The sequence below is a fragment of the Paenarthrobacter sp. UW852 genome (assembly GCF_024608385.1).
In the GTDB taxonomy this organism is placed as follows: Bacteria; Actinomycetota; Actinomycetes; order Actinomycetales; family Micrococcaceae; genus Arthrobacter.
Genome location: NZ_JAMSGY010000008.1, coordinates 84,209 through 103,177, shown reverse-complemented (window position 1 = coordinate 103,177; position 18,969 = coordinate 84,209). Strand labels below are relative to the sequence as shown.

Annotated in this window: 16 protein-coding genes and 2 tRNA genes; 14 read left to right on the top strand and 4 right to left on the bottom strand. The window is 63.5% G+C overall.

Going from position 1 to position 18,969, the window contains the following annotated elements:
• Positions 1-18: 18 nt before the first annotated feature.
• The 9 genes from NEK97_RS14945 (at position 19) to NEK97_RS14905 (ending at position 8,704) form a co-directional block, all read left to right on the top strand.
• Positions 19-1,518, top strand: a complete 1,500-nt coding sequence (locus tag NEK97_RS14945) for an ATP-binding protein (protein WP_257370596.1) — start codon at positions 19-21, stop codon at positions 1,516-1,518.
• The gene (locus NEK97_RS14940; RefSeq protein WP_257370595.1) at positions 1,515-2,189 is read left to right on the top strand and encodes a response regulator; all 675 of its coding nucleotides are present in this window, start codon (positions 1,515-1,517) and stop codon (positions 2,187-2,189) included. The genes NEK97_RS14945 and NEK97_RS14940 overlap by 4 nt, the downstream gene beginning before the upstream one ends.
• 30 nt (positions 2,190-2,219) lie before the next feature.
• The gene (locus NEK97_RS14935) at positions 2,220-2,873 is read left to right on the top strand and encodes an MOSC domain-containing protein (RefSeq protein WP_257370594.1); all 654 of its coding nucleotides are present in this window, start codon (positions 2,220-2,222) and stop codon (positions 2,871-2,873) included.
• 408 nt (positions 2,874-3,281) lie between these two features.
• Positions 3,282-5,429, top strand: a complete 2,148-nt coding sequence (locus NEK97_RS14930) for a DEAD/DEAH box helicase (protein ID WP_257370593.1) — start codon at positions 3,282-3,284, stop codon at positions 5,427-5,429.
• Positions 5,430-5,619: 190 nt separating this feature from the next.
• Complete coding sequence (locus NEK97_RS14925; RefSeq protein ID WP_257370592.1) at positions 5,620-5,994, top strand: LysM peptidoglycan-binding domain-containing protein; 375 nt, start codon at positions 5,620-5,622, stop codon at positions 5,992-5,994.
• A 118-nt stretch (positions 5,995-6,112) separates the two neighbouring features.
• Positions 6,113-6,184, top strand: a tRNA-Thr gene (locus NEK97_RS14920).
• Positions 6,185-6,245: 61 nt separating this feature from the next.
• Positions 6,246-6,319 (top strand) — tRNA-Met (locus NEK97_RS14915).
• A gap of 65 nt (positions 6,320-6,384) precedes the next feature.
• A complete protein-coding gene (locus NEK97_RS14910) occupies positions 6,385-7,041 on the top strand; it encodes an NAD(P)-binding oxidoreductase (protein ID WP_257370591.1) in 657 nt (218 codons plus the stop codon).
• 94 nt (positions 7,042-7,135) lie between these two features.
• On the top strand, positions 7,136-8,704 hold the full coding sequence (locus tag NEK97_RS14905) for a Na+/H+ antiporter (RefSeq protein ID WP_257370590.1): 1,569 nt from the start codon (positions 7,136-7,138) through the stop codon (positions 8,702-8,704).
• Between the two features lie 13 nt (positions 8,705-8,717).
• Here the strand turns inward: NEK97_RS14905 and NEK97_RS14900 are convergent, their stop codons facing one another.
• Complete coding sequence (locus NEK97_RS14900) at positions 8,718-9,929, bottom strand: ROK family protein (protein ID WP_257370589.1); 1,212 nt, start codon at positions 9,927-9,929, stop codon at positions 8,718-8,720.
• A 233-nt stretch (positions 9,930-10,162) separates the two neighbouring features.
• On the opposite strand from NEK97_RS14900, the gene NEK97_RS14895 reads away from it, so the two are divergent.
• From NEK97_RS14895 to NEK97_RS14875, 5 genes are all read left to right on the top strand, one after another.
• Positions 10,163-11,434, top strand: coding sequence for an extracellular solute-binding protein (locus tag NEK97_RS14895; protein ID WP_257370695.1), 1,272 nt, complete (start codon positions 10,163-10,165; stop codon positions 11,432-11,434).
• A 22-nt stretch (positions 11,435-11,456) separates the two neighbouring features.
• Positions 11,457-12,371 (top strand): carbohydrate ABC transporter permease, encoded by a 915-nt coding sequence (locus NEK97_RS14890; RefSeq protein WP_235517174.1) that lies wholly within the window; start codon positions 11,457-11,459, stop codon positions 12,369-12,371.
• Complete coding sequence (locus tag NEK97_RS14885) at positions 12,371-13,282, top strand: carbohydrate ABC transporter permease (protein WP_235517173.1); 912 nt, start codon at positions 12,371-12,373, stop codon at positions 13,280-13,282. Before NEK97_RS14890 ends, NEK97_RS14885 begins: the two co-directional genes overlap by 1 nt.
• 78 nt (positions 13,283-13,360) lie before the next feature.
• On the top strand, positions 13,361-15,115 hold the full coding sequence (locus NEK97_RS14880; RefSeq protein WP_257370588.1) for a glycoside hydrolase family 13 protein: 1,755 nt from the start codon (positions 13,361-13,363) through the stop codon (positions 15,113-15,115).
• Between the two features lie 15 nt (positions 15,116-15,130).
• Positions 15,131-16,084 carry an aldo/keto reductase family oxidoreductase gene (locus NEK97_RS14875; protein WP_257370587.1) on the top strand — a complete coding sequence of 318 codons (954 nt, stop codon included), beginning with the start codon at positions 15,131-15,133 and terminating at the stop codon, positions 16,082-16,084.
• 97 nt (positions 16,085-16,181) lie between these two features.
• On the opposite strand, the gene NEK97_RS14870 is transcribed toward NEK97_RS14875, so the two are convergent.
• Genes NEK97_RS14870 through NEK97_RS14860 form a run of 3 tightly spaced genes read right to left on the bottom strand, consistent with a single transcriptional unit; the run spans position 16,182 to position 18,968 of the window.
• Positions 16,182-17,114, bottom strand: a complete 933-nt coding sequence (locus NEK97_RS14870) for a TauD/TfdA family dioxygenase (protein ID WP_257370586.1) — start codon at positions 17,112-17,114, stop codon at positions 16,182-16,184.
• A 55-nt stretch (positions 17,115-17,169) separates the two neighbouring features.
• Positions 17,170-18,078 carry an ABC transporter permease gene (locus tag NEK97_RS14865; protein WP_257370585.1) on the bottom strand — a complete coding sequence of 303 codons (909 nt, stop codon included), beginning with the start codon at positions 18,076-18,078 and terminating at the stop codon, positions 17,170-17,172.
• On the bottom strand, positions 18,078-18,968 hold the full coding sequence (locus NEK97_RS14860) for an ABC transporter ATP-binding protein (protein ID WP_235517168.1): 891 nt from the start codon (positions 18,966-18,968) through the stop codon (positions 18,078-18,080). Before NEK97_RS14860 ends, NEK97_RS14865 begins: the two co-directional genes overlap by 1 nt.
• Position 18,969 lies beyond the last annotated feature (1 nt).

Below are 18,969 nucleotides of genomic sequence, written 5' to 3'. Positions count from 1 at the left end.
CCATGTAAGGATGTAGCCATGGCGGCACCTGAGACACACAGCAACGGCGAGGACGGCGTACTGCTGCGGCTTCCGTCGGTGCGGGGCATCGGCCAGGGCAGGGTCATCAGCGGCCTGGTCCTGGCACTATCGCTGCCCCCCGCCGTCGAACTTCTCGTAACGGTGCTGGGTTTCCGTAACTTTGCGATGATCATGCTCCTGCAACTGGCGGTTGCAGTGGCCGTGGCCGCGATCGGGGGCTTGTGGCCGGCTGTGGTGGCAGCTGTGCTGGGCAGCTTCCTGCTCAACTACTTCTCCGCGGACCCTGTGGGTTCGCTCTCCATCGCGGACCCCAGCACCCTGTTCACCGTGGTGGTCTTCCTTGCCGTTGCGTGTGGGGTAGGGCTTGCTGTGGGCCTGGCCACCCGGCGGGCGCAGGAAGCGGCGAGGTCGGGGGCGGAGGCCACGGCGCTGAGCGAGCTGGCCTTGCGGATCCTCAGCTCCGACGACAGCCTGGAGTCGTTCCTTGAGAAGGTCCGTGGCAATCTGGGCATGGAGGCGGTGACACTGCTGGGGAGCCAGGGAATCACGGCGCAGGGTGCGGCACCGGAGTGGCGTGTCCTTGCCTCTGCCGGCTCCAATGCGCCGGTGACCCATGCCGCCGCAGACCATGCCGCCGTCGTCGATCCCCACTACACCCTGTTGCTGCGCGGCGGGCCGTTATCGCCGCAGCATCAGCGGATGCTTGCGGCCTTCGGCGCGTTTGTTGTCGCCGTGCGCGAGCGGCAGCAGCTGGTGCAGAGCCGGCGCGATAACGTGCGGTTGTCGGAGGGCAACAAAATGCGCACGTCTATCCTGCGCGCCGTGTCGCATGACCTGCGGACGCCGTTGGCCGGGATCAAGCTGGCGGTCAGCAGCCTGCGCCAGGACGACGTGGATTTTCCGCCGGATGTGGAGCGGGAATTGCTGGAGACCATCGAGGATTATGCGGACCGGCTGGACCACTTGGTGGACAACCTCCTGGACATGTCGCGCATCACGGCGGACGCCGTCAATCCGTTGCTGACCGGTACTACGTGGGCCGACGTGCTGCCGGAAGCGCTGCAAGGTATTCCCCGGAACCGTCTCCGCAACGAACTGCCGCCCAACCTCCCACCGGTTCAGGCCGATACCGGCATGCTCGAACGCGTGGTGGCGAACATTGTGGAGAACGCTGTGAAGTATGCACCTGACTCGGACGTGGTGCTGAGGGCCTCGGCCGGTGCGGGGATCACCTTGGGGGAGCGGCCGGCCAGTGAGTTGCGGATTGTCGATCAGGGGCAGGGGATAGGCCCTCAGGAGGTCCTCACCATGTTCCAACCGTTCCAGCGGTTTGGGGATGCGCCCACACCGGGCCCGGCCGGTGGGATCGGGTTGGGGCTTGCGGTCGCCAAAGGATTCACCGAGGCCATGGGTGGAAGCCTCGCGGCGGAGCCGACGCCGGGTGGCGGACTGACGTTGGTGGTCACGTTGCCGCTGTGGACCGGGGAGCAGCTGTGACGCTGGTTTTGATCGTTGAGGACGAGGCACGCATTGCCCGGGCCATGCAGGTGACCCTTCAGGCCCACGGGTACCAGGCGTTGACAGTGGGAAACGGCGCGGATGCTCTGAACGCCGCCGCGAAGCAACCGGTGAAGATTGTGGTCCTGGACCTCGGCCTGCCTGACATGGACGGCGTGGAGGTCATCCGGCGTATCCGGGGCTGGTCCAGCATGCCCATCATCGTGCTGTCCGCCCGGCACGCCTCGGAAGACAAGGTGGAAGCGCTCGACGCCGGTGCGGACGATTACGTGACCAAGCCCTTTGGCCTGGATGAGCTTCTTGCCCGGTTGCGGGTTGCCTCCCGCAGGGTAGTCACCGGAGAAGAAGAACCCACCCTGGCCACCGCCGACTTCGTAGTGGACCTGGCGGGCAAGAAGATCGTCCGGGATGGTGTGGACGTGCGGTTGACCCCCACCGAGTGGAACATCCTGGAGTTGCTGGTCCGGAACAAAGGGAGACTGGTGAGCCAACAACAGATCCTCACCCAGGTTTGGGGTCAGGCATACGCCAAGGAAACCCAGTACCTCAGGGTGTATATCGCCCAGCTCCGGCGGAAACTGGAGAGGGATCCTGCGGAGCCACGCCACCTCCACACGGAAGCGGGCATGGGCTACCGGTTCGATCCCTAGTTCGGTGTGGGCATCCGTACACTGTTGTCCATGAACACCGCTTCCCTGCTGGCCGTCTGCCGTGTCCACCAGTTGCTGCCCGATCCCGGCAATGTGGGCGTCACTGCCATTGACAAGCGTCCCGTTGAAGGGCCGGTCAAGGTACACAAACTCGGGCTCCATGGTGATGTGCAGGCGGACCGGGCCAACCACGGCGGAGAGGACCAGGCACTGTACGCCTATTCGCAGGAGGACGCTGACTACTGGTCGGGGGAGCTGGGACGGGAGCTCGCGCCAGGTTTCTTCGGCGAGAACCTGCGCGTCACCGGCATCGAAACCACGGGCGCGGTGATCGGCGAACGCTGGAGGATCGGTCTGGACGTGGAACTGGAAGTGACCTCGCCCCGCGTTCCCTGCGCCACCTTCCAACGGGCAGTCGACGAGCCACAGTGGGTGAAGAGGTTCACGCAGGCCGGCAGGGTTGGCAACTACCTCAGGGTGATCCGGGCGGGCACCATCTCGGCGGGGGACCACATCCACCGCACGTTCGTTCCGAATCACGGCGTCACCGTGGGCCAGTGGTTCAGTGAACCCACCCCGGAGCTCATCCAGGCCCTTTTGGATGCCGAGGCAGACGGAGAGATCCGGCTGCAGGACGAATATCACGCGAAGTTCGAAAAGGTCCTGCGCCGCAGCGGCCTCTGAGACCGGCTTTGCGGACCCGTCGGGCCTGCGTTCACTACCCGGCGGGGAGAATGTGAACAAGCTCACCGGACTCCGGGTCGCGGACCTAACGTCCTGTGCCCTACACTTGAAATATCCCCCACTCCGGAAATCCCTTTATCCTGCCCAATTCTTGAGGCAGGACTGGTAAGTGTTGGGGCCCGCAACTGTGTGCGGGCATTTTCATAGGGAGAGCCGGCTAAAGAAAACGCTGTACAGACTGCTGGGATAGCAGCCAAGAGATGCAGCGGGAAGTCCTGCCATGGGATTGCGATAGCGCCGGACTTCTTGCGAAAGCAGGGCACCTTTTTCCCTGTCTCTTCGCGACGAGTACTGCGGCCAGCCCAACCGGGTCGCGCCGACTGCCCTATGGATGAGGAATTTCTCCCTATGACCGAAAATCTCAACGAAGACTTCGACGCCCAGAACACCGTCTCCGCAGAAGCCGAGACCACCGCTCCCGCCGAAGCCGAAGCACCGGCTGCTGCCGCTGCCCCCGTCGAGACCGCTGCAGCCGAGACTGCAGCCCCCGCCTCCACCGACGCTCCCGCCCCCAAGGTTGAGGACGAAGAAGAAGGCATCCGCTTTGCCGAGCTCGGCATCGATGGCCGCGTTCTGGCCGCACTCCAGGATGTTGGCTACGAAAAGCCGTCTCCCATCCAGGCCGCCACCATTCCGCTGCTCCTTGAGGGTCGCGACGTCGTTGGCCTGGCCCAGACCGGTACCGGCAAGACCGCAGCGTTCGCTGTTCCTGCCCTGTCCCGTCTGGCAGAACTCCATGACCTCAACGGTCCCTCCCGCAAGACCCAGGCCCTGGTCCTGGCTCCGACGCGTGAACTTGCCCTCCAGGTTGCCGAGGCCTTCACCTCCTACGCCAAGCACATCGATGACTTCACGGTTCTCCCGGTATACGGTGGCTCGGCTTACGGCCCGCAGCTTGCCGGCCTTCGCCGTGGCGCGCAGGTTGTTGTCGGTACCCCCGGCCGCGTGATCGACCACATCGCCAAGGGTTCCCTGGACCTGTCCGAACTCCAGTACCTCGTGCTGGACGAAGCTGACGAGATGCTGCGCATGGGCTTCGCCGATGACGTGGAGCAGATCTTCCAGCAGACCCCCGAGGACCGCCAGGTTGCCCTGTTCTCTGCCACCATGCCGGGCCAGATCCGCCGCATGTCCAAGCAGTACCTGAACAACCCGGCTGAGATTTCGGTGAAGTCCAAGACCACCACCGGTGCCAACACCCGCCAGCGTTACCTGCAGGTCATGGGCCCGCACAAGCTGGACGCACTCACCCGCATCCTCGAAGTTGAAGAGTTCGACGGCGTTATTGCCTTCGTGCGCACCAAGATGGCTACCGAGGACCTCGCCGACAAGCTGAAGTCCCGCGGGTTCCAGGCTGCCGCCATCAACGGCGACATTCCGCAGCAGCAGCGTGAGCGCACTGTTGACGCGCTGAAAGAAGGCCGCATCGATATCCTCGTGGCCACCGACGTCGCGGCCCGTGGCCTTGACGTTGAGCGCATCAGCCACGTGATCAACTACGACATCCCGCACGACACCGAGTCCTACGTGCACCGCATTGGACGCACGGGCCGTGCAGGCCGTTCCGGTGACGCGATCCTGTTCATGACGCCGCGAGAGAAGTACTTGCTGCGTTCCATCGAGAAGGCCACGCGCCAGCCGGTGGAGCAGATGCACCTGCCCACCGCCGAGACCGTGAACACGCTGCGCCTTGGCAAGTTCGCCGAGCGCATCACCGAGACCCTGGCGTCCGAGGATGTTGCAGCATTCCGCGACCTCATCTCCTCCTACGAGGAAGAGCACAACGTGCCGGCCTCGGAGATTGCCGCAGCCCTGGCCGTCATGGCCCAGGGTGGTCAGCCCCTCCTGGTCAAGGAACTGCCTGCAGCTCCTGAGTACCAGAAGCGTGAGCGCTCCAAGGACGGCTTCGGTTCCCGCGGCCCGACCCGTGCACTCACCGAGGGCAATGCAACCTACCGGATCGCCGTCGGACGCCGTCAGCGCGTCATGCCGGGTTCGATCGTTGGCGCTATTGCCAACGAGGGCGGCATTTCCTCCGCACAGATCGGTGGCATCGACATCCGCTCGGACCACTCCCTGGTGGAGCTCCCGGCAGACCTTAGCCCCGAGCAGCTGCGCGCACTGTCCCGCACCCGCATTGGTGGCGAACTGATCCACCTTGAGCTGGACAACGGCCGCAGGCCCAACAGCGAACGTGGCGGCTCCGGCGGTGGACGTGGTGGCTACGGCGACCGCGAAAACCGTGGTGGCGGCAACTTCAAGGGCAACGGCGGCTTCAAGAAGGACTTCCGCAAGAACGACGGCGAGCGTACCTCCGCTGACCGTGGCGGACGCTCCTACAGCGACCGTTCCGAGCGCACCGCAGGCAGCTTCGGCGACCGCGACCGCGGCCAGGCCAGCGGCTCCCGCTTCGGTGGTCACGGCGACGGCGCACGCAAGCCCCGCAGTGGCGGCGAAGGCGGACACCGCGACTTCAACCGCAAGGGCAAGTGGTAAACACGGCCCGGTGGTAATCACCGCTTGGCGGTGACCACTCAGTAGTTCCCTCAGGGGGTCGGCTTTCGAGCCGGCCCCCTGTTGCGTTTAAGTACCGTCCCGGGATTGTTGGCCGGGCCCGCCCTTGTACGCCGGCTGTTTCGAACGAGACCGGGTTACGGTGCGCGGGATCCAGCCGTACCATCGCTTCATGGGATTGCTCGAGAACGTGAAGAAAGCCCTTGGCATCGGCGATAAGGATCAAGGCGACAAGGATCACGCCGAAGAGGAGCACAGTGCCCCAGCCGTTCCCGACGTAGCGGGCGAGCAGGCGGCCAGGGAGCCGGAGGCAGGCACCGACGGCGCCAGGCAGCCGCAGGAAGCCCAGGAGGGCGCCCCTGAGGGCTCCGCTGGGTTCTCCCAGGGTGCCGGCAGGATCACCGAGGTGGTGGTGGAGCACGGGGACACCATGAGTGGGATTGCGGCCCAGTTTGGCGTGGACCTTGGCGCCCTGATTGCAAGCAACGCGGACACCGTGCCAAATCCCGATTTTCTCTACCCCGGCCAGGTGCTTCGCTTGCCCTGATCTTCTCCATTCGGAGATCAACTCCGGGGCACTTTTGCAAATTGTGTCGCGGCGGTTTTTCCGCGTCGTTTCGCCGATTTGTAGCTTCTGAAAACGTCCGGTAGAGTATTTACTCGTTGCCCCCCTAGCTCAGTGGTAGAGCGCGTTCTTGGTAAGAACGAGGTCACCGGATCGATTCCGGTGGGGGGCTCTGAATGAGGGCCTGTGTCAGGGCGGTTTTGACCGGCTTGACACAGGTTTTTCTCATTCGTGGCGGTGTAGCTCAGTTGGTTAGAGCGCACGACTCATAATCGTGAGGTCGGGAGATCGAGCCTCCCCACCGCTACAGAGCAAGACCCCGCAGAATTCACCTGCGGGGTCTTTTTTCATTTCCTGGGACAGAATGGGTCCATGAGCCGAATCGCAATCATTGGCGGCCACGGCAAAGTGGCCCTGCATCTGTCCAAAATCCTCAGTGGCGAAGGTCACGATGTCACGTCCTTCATCCGAAATCCCGACCATGTGTCCGATGTCACGGAAACGGGAGCCTCTGCTGAGGTGCTGGATGTGGAGAACTCGACGACGGCGGAACTCGCCCAAGCGCTCAGCGGCCACGATGCCGTGGTCTGGTCGGCCGGAGCTGGAGGGGGCAACCCGGACAGGACCTATGCGGTGGACCGGGACGCCGCGATCCGCTCCATGGATGCTGCAGGGCAAGCCGGTGTCTCCCGTTACGTGATGGTCTCGTATCTCGGCGCCGCCAAGGACCACGGCGTGCCACCGGACAATCCATTCTTCGCGTACGCGGAGGCCAAGGCTGCCGCCGACGATTACCTGCGGAGCACAGACCTGGACTGGACTGTCCTGGGCCCGGGCACACTGACTGATGAGCCGGCCACAGGGTTGATCGAAACGGACCCCCGCAACACAGCAGACGGGACCCGGACTTCACGGGCGAACGTGGCGCTGGTGGCCGCTGCCGTCCTGGAACTACCGGGGACGGCCCACCGGACGATCCCCTTCAAGGACGGCACCGAAGACGTGGTGGACGCCCTGACCAAGGACTGACAGCTCCTGACCGGGGGATGGCCCGGGATATGTTGGTAGGGAACTTTTTCGGCATTGCCGGGAAGGGCCGTACAACATCTGGGGAAGCAGGGTTATGGATCAGTTGGCGCTCATTATCGGGTTGCTGCTTGCGACGGTGGTGGCTGTGGGCCTTGGCGACCGGCTGCGCCTTCCTTATCCGGTGCTGATGCTGCTGCTCGCTGTAGCACTGACGTTCATTCCGGGCTTTCCCGAGTTTGAGATCTCGCCGGACCTGATCCTGCCGATCTTCCTCCCGCCACTGCTGTTCGCCACGGCGCAGAAGAGTTCCTGGGCAGTCTTCCGCGTGCGCTGGCGGACACTGCTGCTCATGGCCGTGGCCCTGGTGGTAGTGTCCACTGCCACGGTGGCCGGCGCCGCGTGGCTGATGATTCCCGGCATCGGCATACCGGCGGCCATAGCGCTGGGCGCCATGGTGGCACCCCCGGACCCTGTAGCCGTGGAATCCGTTGCCGGACGCGTCCATATGCCGCGGCGGCTCATCACAGTCCTCCAAAGTGAAGGCCTGTTCAACGATGCCGCGGCAATCGTGATCTTCCAGGCCGCCGTGGCGGCAACGGTCTCAGGCAGTGACGTGGGGCCGAACGTGATACTTCAGTTCGTGGTGGGCGCGGCCTTGGCCATCCTCATCGGCATCGCGATGGGCTGGGTGACCAAGGTCATCACCAAGCTGGTTACCTCCATGGTGGCCAGAAGTGCTGTCACCCTTGTTGTGCCTTTCGCCGCATACATCCTCGCGGAAGAGCTGCACGCATCAGGCGTGGTGGCCGTCGTCGTCACCGCCTTGGAGCTGCAACGCCATACGCGACCCCAGGACGCTGCCGAACGGATCACCCGGACGGCTTTCTGGGACGTGGTGGAACTGCTCGCCACGGGGTTGGCCTTCGGCCTGGTGGGCCTCGAAATCCGTCACGTCATCCGGGATGAGGGAACGGCCATTTTCGGGATGATCGGCATGGCCGTGGTGATCTGCGTCCTGGTCTTCGTGGTGCGCTTCCTCTGGCTGGGCCTGCTCTCCCTGACTGCCCGACGGCGGCGTAACCTCCTGCCGACGTCCCCCAAGGAGGTGCTGATCCTGACGTGGTGCGGTATGCGTGGGCTGGCAACGCTGGCGTTGGCACTGGCGCTCCCCATGACTTTGCCCGATGGCAGCGATTTCCCGGCCCGGCACGAGATCCTGGTCATTGCGTGCGCCGTCCTCCTGGCCACTTTGGTCCTCCCCGGTTTGACGTTGCCGTGGCTGATGCGGGTCCTGAAGGCCACCGAGGATGGCTCGCACGAACAGGACGCAGCGCGGGTCTTGGCACGGCGTGCCCAGTCGGCGGCCGTTGCGGCGCTGAAGGAACACGACCTCATGAAGGAATTGCCTGCTGAGAAGGTGGCCTTGATTAAGGAGAAGATGCGCCGGCTTCACGCCGAGCTGCTGGATGGCACGTTGCAGAACGAGACCACGGCCGAGAAGCGCAAACGCGGGCGGGAACTGTCAATCGCCGTTCAGACGATCGCGCTGGACGCCGCCCGACAGGAAGTGGTCTCAGCGCGCAACGAGCCCGGGACCGACCCGGAGGTGGCTGACAGGGTGCTGCGGCAATTGGACCTCCGGACCATGTCGATGCCCGACTAAGTCCTGGGCGAGCCTAGGCTCTGTTCAACGACGCAGGGGAGAGGTCAAGGGCATTCGCTTCCACGTAGTCCAATGCGTGACGAACCGCTCCGAGAGACACGATGCCATCGCCCAGGGCGGAGCTGGCAAGTCGTGGGGGAGTGAAGGTGAACTCCGGCAACTGCTGTTCGATGGCGGGAATCAGGGCGTTGGCGGACGCTGCGACACCGCCCGCGATCACTACCAGTTCGGGATTCACCAGGGTGCTGATCGAGCCGATGACCCGGGCCATTCGATGTGCCAAACGGTCCAGGGCGCTTTGCGCGGCCGGGTCGCCGTCGGCTGCCGCTGCAAAGACCATCTCTGCGGTCAGGGCTGATGGGTCACCGCCACACAGGCCGCCGAGCGCCGAGGCAGCGTCGTTTTTGAGGGCTTCGCGGCCCCACAGGGCAGCGTAGTGGGCAATTCCGTAGGTGTCGCCGACGCCGTCGACGTTGTCGAGGTAGCCGAGCTCGCCGAAGCCGCCCAGTTGGCCGTGGAGCAGGCGTCCTGACTCGAGGATGCCCGAGCCCAGGCGGTCGCCGGCCAGCATGACCACCAGGTTGTCCACTCCTTGGGCTGTTCCCTGCCACCGCTCGGCGAGGGCCGCAAGGTTGGCGTCGTTTTCGAGGAGCACATGCCAGCCATGCCGTTCGGAAACTATTCGGCGCACATCGAACGAGCGCCAGAATTCCTGGACCGTGGGCACTTCGCCTTGGCGGTTGACGGGGGCAGCTACGCCGACGGATACGGCGAGGACGGAGTTGGCCGTGATGCCGGCCTTGTGCATGGCATCTGCAGCGATGCGGTCCAGGACGTCGGCCCGTTCATCGGCGGCCACGTTGTCGGTCCGGAAGGGCATGGTGACCTGGGACAGGGGGGTGCCGGCCATGTCCGCCGCAATGGTGGTGATCTTGGTGGCACCGATGTCTATGCCCAGGACGTGGGCCGCACTGTTGTCGAAGACGAAGCGGCGGGCCGGGCGGCCCTTCACGTAATCTCCGGCCACCCGTTGATTTTCCAGTTCCTGGAGCCATCCCAGCCGGACCAGTTCATCGCAGATCGAGATGACGGTGGCACGCGACAGTTCGGTGGAGGCCATCAGTTCGGTGCCTGTAACGACTCCCGCGCCGCGCATTGCCTTGAGCATTGCGCTGGCGTTAACCCGGCGGACCAGCTGCGTTGACGGTGCGGTACCGGTCAGCATGCTGCTTCCTCACTTTCCCGACCGCCTGCAGGAACTGAGACAGCGGCCTCTCTAAATTTAGTTCATAAATTTAGATCCCGACACATTTCGCCGAAAGTCTTGACGGTGTGGCGGCCGTCACCCAAGCTTAGCGATAGGTTGTAAATTTATCTCCTATCTAAACTCGGCGGGCAGGACGGATGGCCCTCAGATGGTGACGCGGCCGTTGGGGTCCGCAGGATGAAAGGACTATGGTGTCTGCACAATCGACACGCAAGAAACGCCTGGCAGCGATGGGGCTGGGGCTGGCCCTGCTGGCAGGCCTCCTCTCGGGTTGCACGGGCGAACCGGGCAAGGAAACAATCCGGTTCACGTTCAGTAAGCGTGAGGCCATCGGCTTCATGGGCAAACTCGTTGCCGACTACAACGCTTCGCAGGACAAGACGCAGGTTGTCATGGACACCTCCGGCGTCGACGTCGTCTCAGCCAGCTTCGTACGAGGCAACCCGCCGGACATTGCACTGGCCAACTACAACATGGAATCGTCCCGGTTCGTCCAGCGCGGGGTTTTGAGCGATCTTTCCGGAACCAACGCTGCCTCCCGCATCAGGGAAGACCTCCAGCCGTTGATGGACCAGTACGGCAAGTACCCAGGGCGTACCAGTGCCCTTCCCTATTCGGTGATGGCGTCCTCCGTGATCTACAACAAGGACATCTTCGCTGCGAACAACATTGAGGTCCCGACAACCTGGAGCCAGCTGATCGCCGCCTGCGAGAAATTGAAAGCCGCTGGCGTGACGCCGTTCTACGCCACGTGGAAGGACGACTGGACCATCGCGCAGGGATGGTTCGACTACTCCGTTGGCGGTCAAGTGGACACCCTTGACTTCTTCAAGAAGCTCGCCGATGAAGGAACGGGCGTCGGTCCGGATTCCTCGGTGTCGTTCCAGAAAGACTTCGACCAGCCGGTTTCCAGGATGCTGCAGTTGACCAAGAACTACGTCAATAAGGATGCGGCGAGCCGGGCCTATGGCGACGGAAACCTGGCCTTTTCACAAGGCAAGGCGGCCATGTACCTGCAGGGGCCTTGGGCATTCAGCGAAGTGGCCAAGACCGCACCGGACCTCAAGCTCGGGACTTTCCCGTTGCCGATGACCGAGAATCCGGAGGACCTGCGCGTCCGCGTCAACGTGGACCTCGCCGCGTGGATTCCTGAGGCGTCCAAGCACAAGGACGCCGCACGTGACTTCCTTGAGTATCTGTACAAGCCGGAAGTGATGGACGCCTATAACAAGTCCCAGCTCGGTTTTACCCCAACCAAGGACTCCACGGTGGTCCCGGACCCGCGGATCGCGGGCATGGCCGGGTACTACGAGCAGGGAAAGGTCTATCAGGGCCCCTCGGTCCTGGTGCCAAAGACCATCCCGATCATGAACTACACCCAGGCGCTCGTCTTCGGCGCGGGACCTGAATCCACCCTCCGCACCCTCGACGCAGATTGGGCGCGCCTGGCGTTTCGCCAGTAGCGCCGGACCCTGGAGCCAAGAAATGTCAATCCTCACCAACAAAACCACCTCCGGCAGGGGCCTTCCCCGGCAACGCGCCAAGCGTCCCGTCGAACCGATCTTCTACCTCTTCCTTCTGCCCAGCCTTCTCTTGTTCACCCTTGCCATCACCGTCCCGGCCATCATCGGTATCTTCTTCAGCTTCACGGATTCCATTGGCATCGGTGACTGGAAGTTCGTTGGCCTCACCAACTATGTTGCAATCTTTGGTGATCCTGCGATCCTGCAGAGCTACCTTTTCACCTTCGGTTTCTCGCTGGTTACGGTAATCGCCGTCAACGTCGTGGCCTTCCTCCTGGCAGTGGGCCTGACCTCGCGTATCCGGATGAAGTCTGCGCTGCGCACCGTCTTCGTCATCCCCATGGTGGTTTCCGGCATCATCATCGCCTACGTCTTCAACTTCCTGTTTTCCAACTCGCTGCCCGCGGCCGGGGCGGCAGCAGGGATTCCATGGCTGGAAAGCAGCCTGCTGGCCAACCCGGACCTGGCATGGATTGCCATCGTGCTGGTGACCGCGTGGCAGGCAGTTCCCGGCGCCCTGCTCATCTACATCGCGGGCCTGGTCGCTGTTCCCGGGGATGTTTATGAGGCAGCGGACATCGACGGCGCCAGCAAGTTCCAGCAGCTCGTCAAGATCACCCTCCCGCTGGTGGCCGGATACGTGGTCATCAACATCATTCTCGGGTTCAAGGGCTTCCTGAACGCCTACGACATCATTGTCGGGCTGACGAACGGCGGCCCGGGAACCTCGACCCGAAGCATCGCAATGACCGTGATCGCCGGCTTCAACGGCGGCGACTACGCCTACCAGATGGCCAACGCAACGATCTTCTTCGTTGTCGCCATCCTGATTTCCCTTGTACAGCTCTCGTTGACCCGCGGACGGAATGCCCTCTGATGACCAATCAAGCCACCATCGAAACCGAAGCCCGGCAAACCAAGCCACGCACCGCCGTCGGACGTTCCCGCTCCGCTGCGGGAGTTAAGCCGGAGCGGGCCAACTGGTCGGGGACCGCCATCCTCCTGTTGTGCGCCGTTACTGTCCTGCTTCCCCTGTACGTCACGGTTTCCATGGCGTTCAAGACCCAGGGGCAGGCAGTTGACGGCAATGCGTTCTCCTTCCCGGCGCCATTCAGCCTGGACGGCTTCGTCCAGGCCTGGACGTTGACGAACTTCCCCGTCGGCGCTGCCATGTCGCTGCTGGTCACGGCAGGCACGGTGGTGGCAACCATCATCCTGGCTGCGTTCGCGTCGTACGCGATAGTGCGTAACTGGGAGCGCAAGCTGTTCCGGTACTCGTTCTTCTACCTGCTCGCGGCCATGTTCATCCCGTTCCCTGTGGTTGCACTGCCGCAAATCCAGCTCACCGGCCGGCTGGGCCTGGACAATCCCTTCGGCGTCATCCTGCTCGCCACCATGTTCCAACTGAGCTTCAGCGTGTTGCTCTTCACCGCGTTCCTCCGTTCAATCCCCATGGAGTTGGAAGAGAGCGCCCGGATCGATGGTGCCACGACGTGGCAAACGTTCTGGAAGCTGATCTTTCCGCTGCTGGCGCCGATGAGCGCAACGGTTGGCATCTTCGCGTTCCTCTATGCCTGGAACGACTTCATGATGCCGTCCTTGATCATCTCCGATCCGGCCCTGCAGACCCTCCCGGTGCGGCAGAACCTGTTCCAGACCCAATTCAGCAACAACTACCACGTGTCCTTTGCGTCCTACCTCATGGCCATGGCACCCGCGATCGTTGCGTATCTCTTTACCCAGAGGTGGGTCATGGCGGGCGTCACGCAGGGCGCAGTCAAGGGCTGACCCACTGTTGACCTTCCCGCGTCCAGCGTTTCATACTGGTCCGGGATCTAAATTTAGAATCTAAATCAAAGGAGTTCCGTGAGCACCCCCACTACGCAGGCACACCGTACCGACGCCGGACGCATGACGGATCCGAACTGGTGGCGCCAAGCAGCGGTCTACCAGATCTATCCCCGCAGCTTCCACGACGCGAACGGGGATGGGCTGGGCGACATCAAGGGCATCACAGCCAAGGTCCCGTACTTGAAGGAACTGGGAATCGATGCCGTCTGGCTCAGCCCGTTCTATCCCTCGGCCCTGGCTGACGGCGGCTACGACGTGGATGACTACCGCAATGTAGACCCCAAGCTGGGAACCCTGGAAGACTTCGACGAGATGGCAGCAGCCCTGCACGCGGCAGGGATCAAGATCGTGGTGGACATCGTGCCCAACCACTCTTCGGACCGTCACGAATGGTTCAAGGAGGCCCTGGCATCGCCGAAAGGGTCGGCCGCCCGCGAGCGCTACATCTTCCGTGACGGCAAGGGCGAGAACGGTGAGCTTCCTCCCTCCGACTGGGATTCCGTCTTTGGCGGTCCCATCTGGGAGCGCATCACCGAGCCGGACGGCACTCCCGGGCAGTGGTACATGCACATCTTCGCCAAGGAACAGCCGGACTTTAACTGGGAGAACCCGGAAATCCGCGAAGACTTCCTCAAGACCCTGCGTTTCTGGTCGGACCGTGGTGTGGACGGCTTCCGCATCGATGTTGCCCACGGCATGGCCAAGGACCTGTCCGAGCCGATGCCCATGAAGGCAGACCTGCTGAAGAAGGCGCACGGAACCGACGGTTTCACCGACGGCTCCCACCCCTTCTGGGACCGTGACGAGGTGCACGAGGTCTACGCCGAGTGGCGCAAGCTCTTCAACGAATACAACCCGCCGCGGACAGCCGTTGCCGAGGCATGGGTCCACGAGTCCCGCCGGGCCCGGTACGCCAGCCCTGAGGGACTGGGCCAGGCCTTCAACTTCGACCTGCTCCAGTCCGACTTTGACGCCGCATCGTTCAGGAAGATCATCACGGACAACCTGGTCCACGCCAAGGAATCCGGCGCATCTTCAACGTGGGTCTTCTCCAACCACGACGTCGTCCGCCACGCCACCCGTTACGGGCTGCCGAAGGGCGGCTCAGTGGCACAGGGAACCAACGCCGCGCAGGACATCACCGGCAGCGAACCCAAGGGCCAGGACGGCAAGGGCTGGCTTCTGGCCGGCGCGCCGGCTGAGGAGCTCGACGTCGAACTTGGCTTGCGTCGCGCCCGCGCCGCAACGCTGTTGTTGCTTGCGCTGCCGGGCTCCGCGTACCTGTACCAGGGTGAAGAGCTGGGCTTGCGCGAAGTGACGGAGATTCCCGACTCCGAGCGTCAGGACCCGTCCTTCTTCCGCAACCCGGGAGTGGAGATCGGCCGTGATGGGTGCCGTGTCCCGCTGCCGTGGACAGCGCAGGGCCCGTCGTTCGGTTTCGGGTCCGGCGGCGCGCACCTCCCGCAGCCTGCGTGGTTTGCGGAGTACGCGGTGGCCAAGCAGGACGGCGTTGAGGGTTCCACGCTTGAGCTGTACCGGAAGGCGCTGCACCTGCGAAGCGAACTCCAGGCCGATGAGGAACTCGAATGGGTGGAGACCGGCAACCCGGATGTGCTGCACTTCAGCCGTCCCGGAGGGTGGCACACGCTGACCAACTTCGGCAGTGAGCCCGTTGATCTTCCTGAGGGCGAGGTTGTGGTCTCCAGCGGACCATTGGAAGAGGGCAAACTGCCGTCGAACACCACTGCCTGGGTTGTCAGCAAGGCGTAGGGGAGTACTGACGCTATGGCGAACGGGCGTGGACGCCTTATATACGGCTGCATGGGACTTGGCGGATCGTGGGACGGTACGTCCTACGGAGCTGCGGAAATCGACCAGGCCGCTGCAGTGATTGACGCCGCGCGCGGGATCGGTGTTGAGCTGTTCGATCATGCGGACATCTACCGCAGCGGCAAGTCCGAGGCAGTTTTTGGGGAGGTCCTCGCCCGTTCGCAGGGCCTGCGCGAAAACATCCAGTTGCAGACCAAGTGCGGGATCAGGCTGGGGGAGCGGGGGTTGGATACGCACTACGACCTCAGCCGGGAAGCCATCCTTGAACGGGTCAACGGGAGTCTGAAACGTCTTCAAACGGATTACGTGGACCTGTTGCTCCTGCACCGGCCGGATCCCCTGATGGACCCGCATGAGGTGGCGGCCGCCGTCGGGCAGTTGATGGCAGAAGGAAAGGTGCGGCAGTTGGGGGTGTCCAACATGTCCGGCGCGCAGATTGCCTTCCTCCAGGACGAGTTGGAGACACCCATCGTGGCCAACCAGTTGGAAATGAGCCTGCTGCGGCGGGACTGGGTGGAGAGCACCGTGCTGGTGAACCATCCGGAAGGCCGGGGCTACAGCTTTCCGCACGGGACCGTCGAGTACTGCGTGGCTAATGGGGTGGAACTTCAGGCGTACGGGTCCCTGGCCCAAGGCCGTTTTACGGGGGCGCAGTCTGCAGAGCTTTCGCCGGCCGAATCGGCAACTGCAGACAAGCTTGCACAGTTGGCGGCCGGGAAGAACACCACGCCCGAATCAGTGCTGCTGGGCTGGCTGATGAAGCACCCGGCCGGGATCTCGCCTGTTGTAGGGACCACTAACCCCGCGCGTATTCGCGCATGCGCTGATGCCGCCTCTGTGGCCGCCGGCATGTCCCGTGCCGAGTGGTACGGACTATGGATATCGGCGAGGGGAAGCAACATCCCGTAACGCTGGTTTTAACCCAACTGAGCCGCAGCTGTGTGCGTGATGACCTCTCAAAACGCGCTCAGCTGCGACTCAGTTGGGTGCTTACAGCAACACATGGCTACGAGACGGGGCTGGCCGGAGCCACCACGGAGTACGTGCTGGAGTCACCCTGGATCGCCTGGCTTGGCTTTCCGTCGATGCCTACGGGGATGTCGCCGGCGATGGTCACTCGGTTGAGCTTGCGCGGCTGGCCATCGTAGTTGTCCGGTGCGTAGTGCTGGGTGATGCGGTTGTCGAACAAAACCACCTGGTTGGGCTCCCAGTTCACGCGGACCACATTCTCCGGTCGCGTCACATACGCCTGAAGCAGGCGGATGATGTCCTTGGACTCCGTGTTGGACAGGCCCACGATGCGAAGCCGCTGCGCGAAGCCCCCAATGAACAATCCGCGCTCGCCGGTCAATGGGTGGACCCGCACCACGGGGTGGGCGGTCTCGAACTTCAGCCGGGTGAACTCCTTGCGACGTTCCTCGGCGTTGGAGTGCTCCAGGTTCTTGGGCACCGAGTAGTCGTAGTCATTGGTGTGGATGGCCCACAGGCTGTCCGCGAAGGTGCGCAGTTCCTCGGGCAGGTCCTGGTAAGCCCCGCCCGAGGAGGCAATCAGCGTCTCTCCGCCGTAGGCCGGAAGGTCGATGCTGCGCAGGGTGGATGCCTGCGGCGGGTTCACCACGAACGTGACGTCCGTGTGCCAGTTGTTGGCCGAGCCGTTTTCGCTGTCGACGGGCAGGACGTTCTCTTCCCCTTCCACTGAAGCCACGGTCGGGTGGGCCTTGGTCAGTGGTCCGAAGTGTGAAGCAAACTTCACCTGGGCCTCATCCGTGAGGATGTTGGCCTCGCGGAACACCAGCGCCTTGTGCTCGTTGAGGGCTGCCCTGATCTGCGCCACGGTTTCCTCGCTGAGGTCTCCGCTGATGTCCAGCCCACGGATTTCGGCACCGATGCGGGAGCCGAGCTTGGCGAACTCGAGTTTGGTTTCGGTAATGACGGTCATTGTTTTTCCTTTTCGTTTCTGTGATGTGTGTGGCTGGGTCGCCACGGGTAAAAATTCAGGAGGCTGCAGAACCGACGGCGGTCCGCCACCGGGAGAAGTGCCGTTCCAGGGCCACCAGCAGGAAGTTCACACCGAGGCCCAGCAAGGACACCGTGAGGATGCCCGCGTACATGTCCGGGATCAGGAAGCTGCTCTGCGCATTGACAATCAGGTAGCCCAGGCCAGCCTTCGCGCCCACCATTTCGGCCGCGATCAACACCAGGATGGATGCGGTACCGGCCATGCGGATGCCCGTGAAGATCGTGGGCACCGCGGAGGGCAGGATGACTTTCTGGAAGAGCCGGAAGCTGTTGAGTCCCAAGGAACGCGCTGCCCTGATCAGGAGCGGATCCACGGTCTTCACCCCAGCGATGGTGTTCAGCAGCACCGGGAAGAAGGCCGCGTAGGCCACGATGCTGATCTTGGATTCCTCGCCGATGCCCAGCAACAGCGTGAACACAGGCAGGAGCGCCAGGGCCGCCGTGTTGCGGAACAGCTCCAAGAGCGGGTTCAGGACCGAGTTCAGCCGCCCGTACCAGGCAATGAGCAAACCCAGCGAGACACCCGCGACCAGCGCGGCACCGAAGCCCGCAACGGAGCGCGTGAGGCTGGCCGCGATGTGGCCCTGGATGGTGCCGGACTCAAAAAGCTTGCCCCAGGCCAGGAGCACTTCGTGCAGCGGCGGCAGGAACACCCGGGTGGAGGGACTCGCCAAGTACGTGGGCCCCAACTCCCACAGCGCCAGGAACGCCAGGACCGCCGCGGACTTCCACACGGCTGAACCAAGCACCGCGGCGACACGACGCACTATGCCGGGTGCCGACGTCGTACCCTCTCCGGCGGCTGCCCTCACGGAAGGTTCGACGGCGGTGCGTGCGTCAGCCGCGGAGGCTGCGGTTTCTGGATGTGCCAACGTGGTGGTCATCAGGCCGCGCTCCTTTCAATAGTGGTGGTCACAGGTTCGTCCGGTGCGCTGCCATCCGGGAGGATCTTGCGGTGCCCGGCGTCCTGTGCCCGGCGGACTTCGTCGTGCAGCAGGGTCCAGACCTGGTGCCGGTGCTCAACAAAGGCAGGGTTGGAACGGATGTCTTCGTCGCCTTCACGGTCCGGGATGTCGATGTCCACGATCTCCTTGAGCCGCCCCGGTCGCGCGCTCAGCACGGCAACGCGCTCGCCGAGGTAAACGGCCTCGTCGATGCCGTGGGTGATGAACACGATCGTTTTGCCCGTGGCCTTCCAGATCCGGAGCAGTTCGTCCTGCAACTGTTCACGGGTCTGGGCATCCAGTGCGGCGAACGGCTCATCCATGAGGAGCACGTCCGGCTCATAGGCCAGGCTGCGGGCGATGGCAACCCGCTGCTTCATTCCGCCGGAGAGTTCATGCGGGTAGCGGTCCTCGAAGCCGGCAAGGCCTACCAACGCCAAGTACTCCTTGGCTTTTGCCGCACGTTCCCGGCGATTCAGCTTCTTCCCGTCGGGACCCACCCCTTCGAGGCCGATCGACACATTGGCTGACGCCGTCCGCCACGGAAACAAGGCGTACTGCTGGAACACCACGGCCCTGTCCTTGCCCGGACCGGTAACCGGTTTGCCGTCGACCAGCACTTCTCCTGACGTCGGGGTGGACAATCCGGCGAGGAGGTCCAGCAGGGTGGTCTTGCCGGAGCCGCTTGGTCCCACCAGGGTGAGGAATTCGCCGTCGCGGACATCGAGGCTGAGCCCATCGATGGCGGTCAACCGGGTGGCCGCAGCAGTCTTGGTGGCGCGGACCGTGAATTCCTTGGTGACGTTGCGCAAGCTGATTTTCGCCGTCATG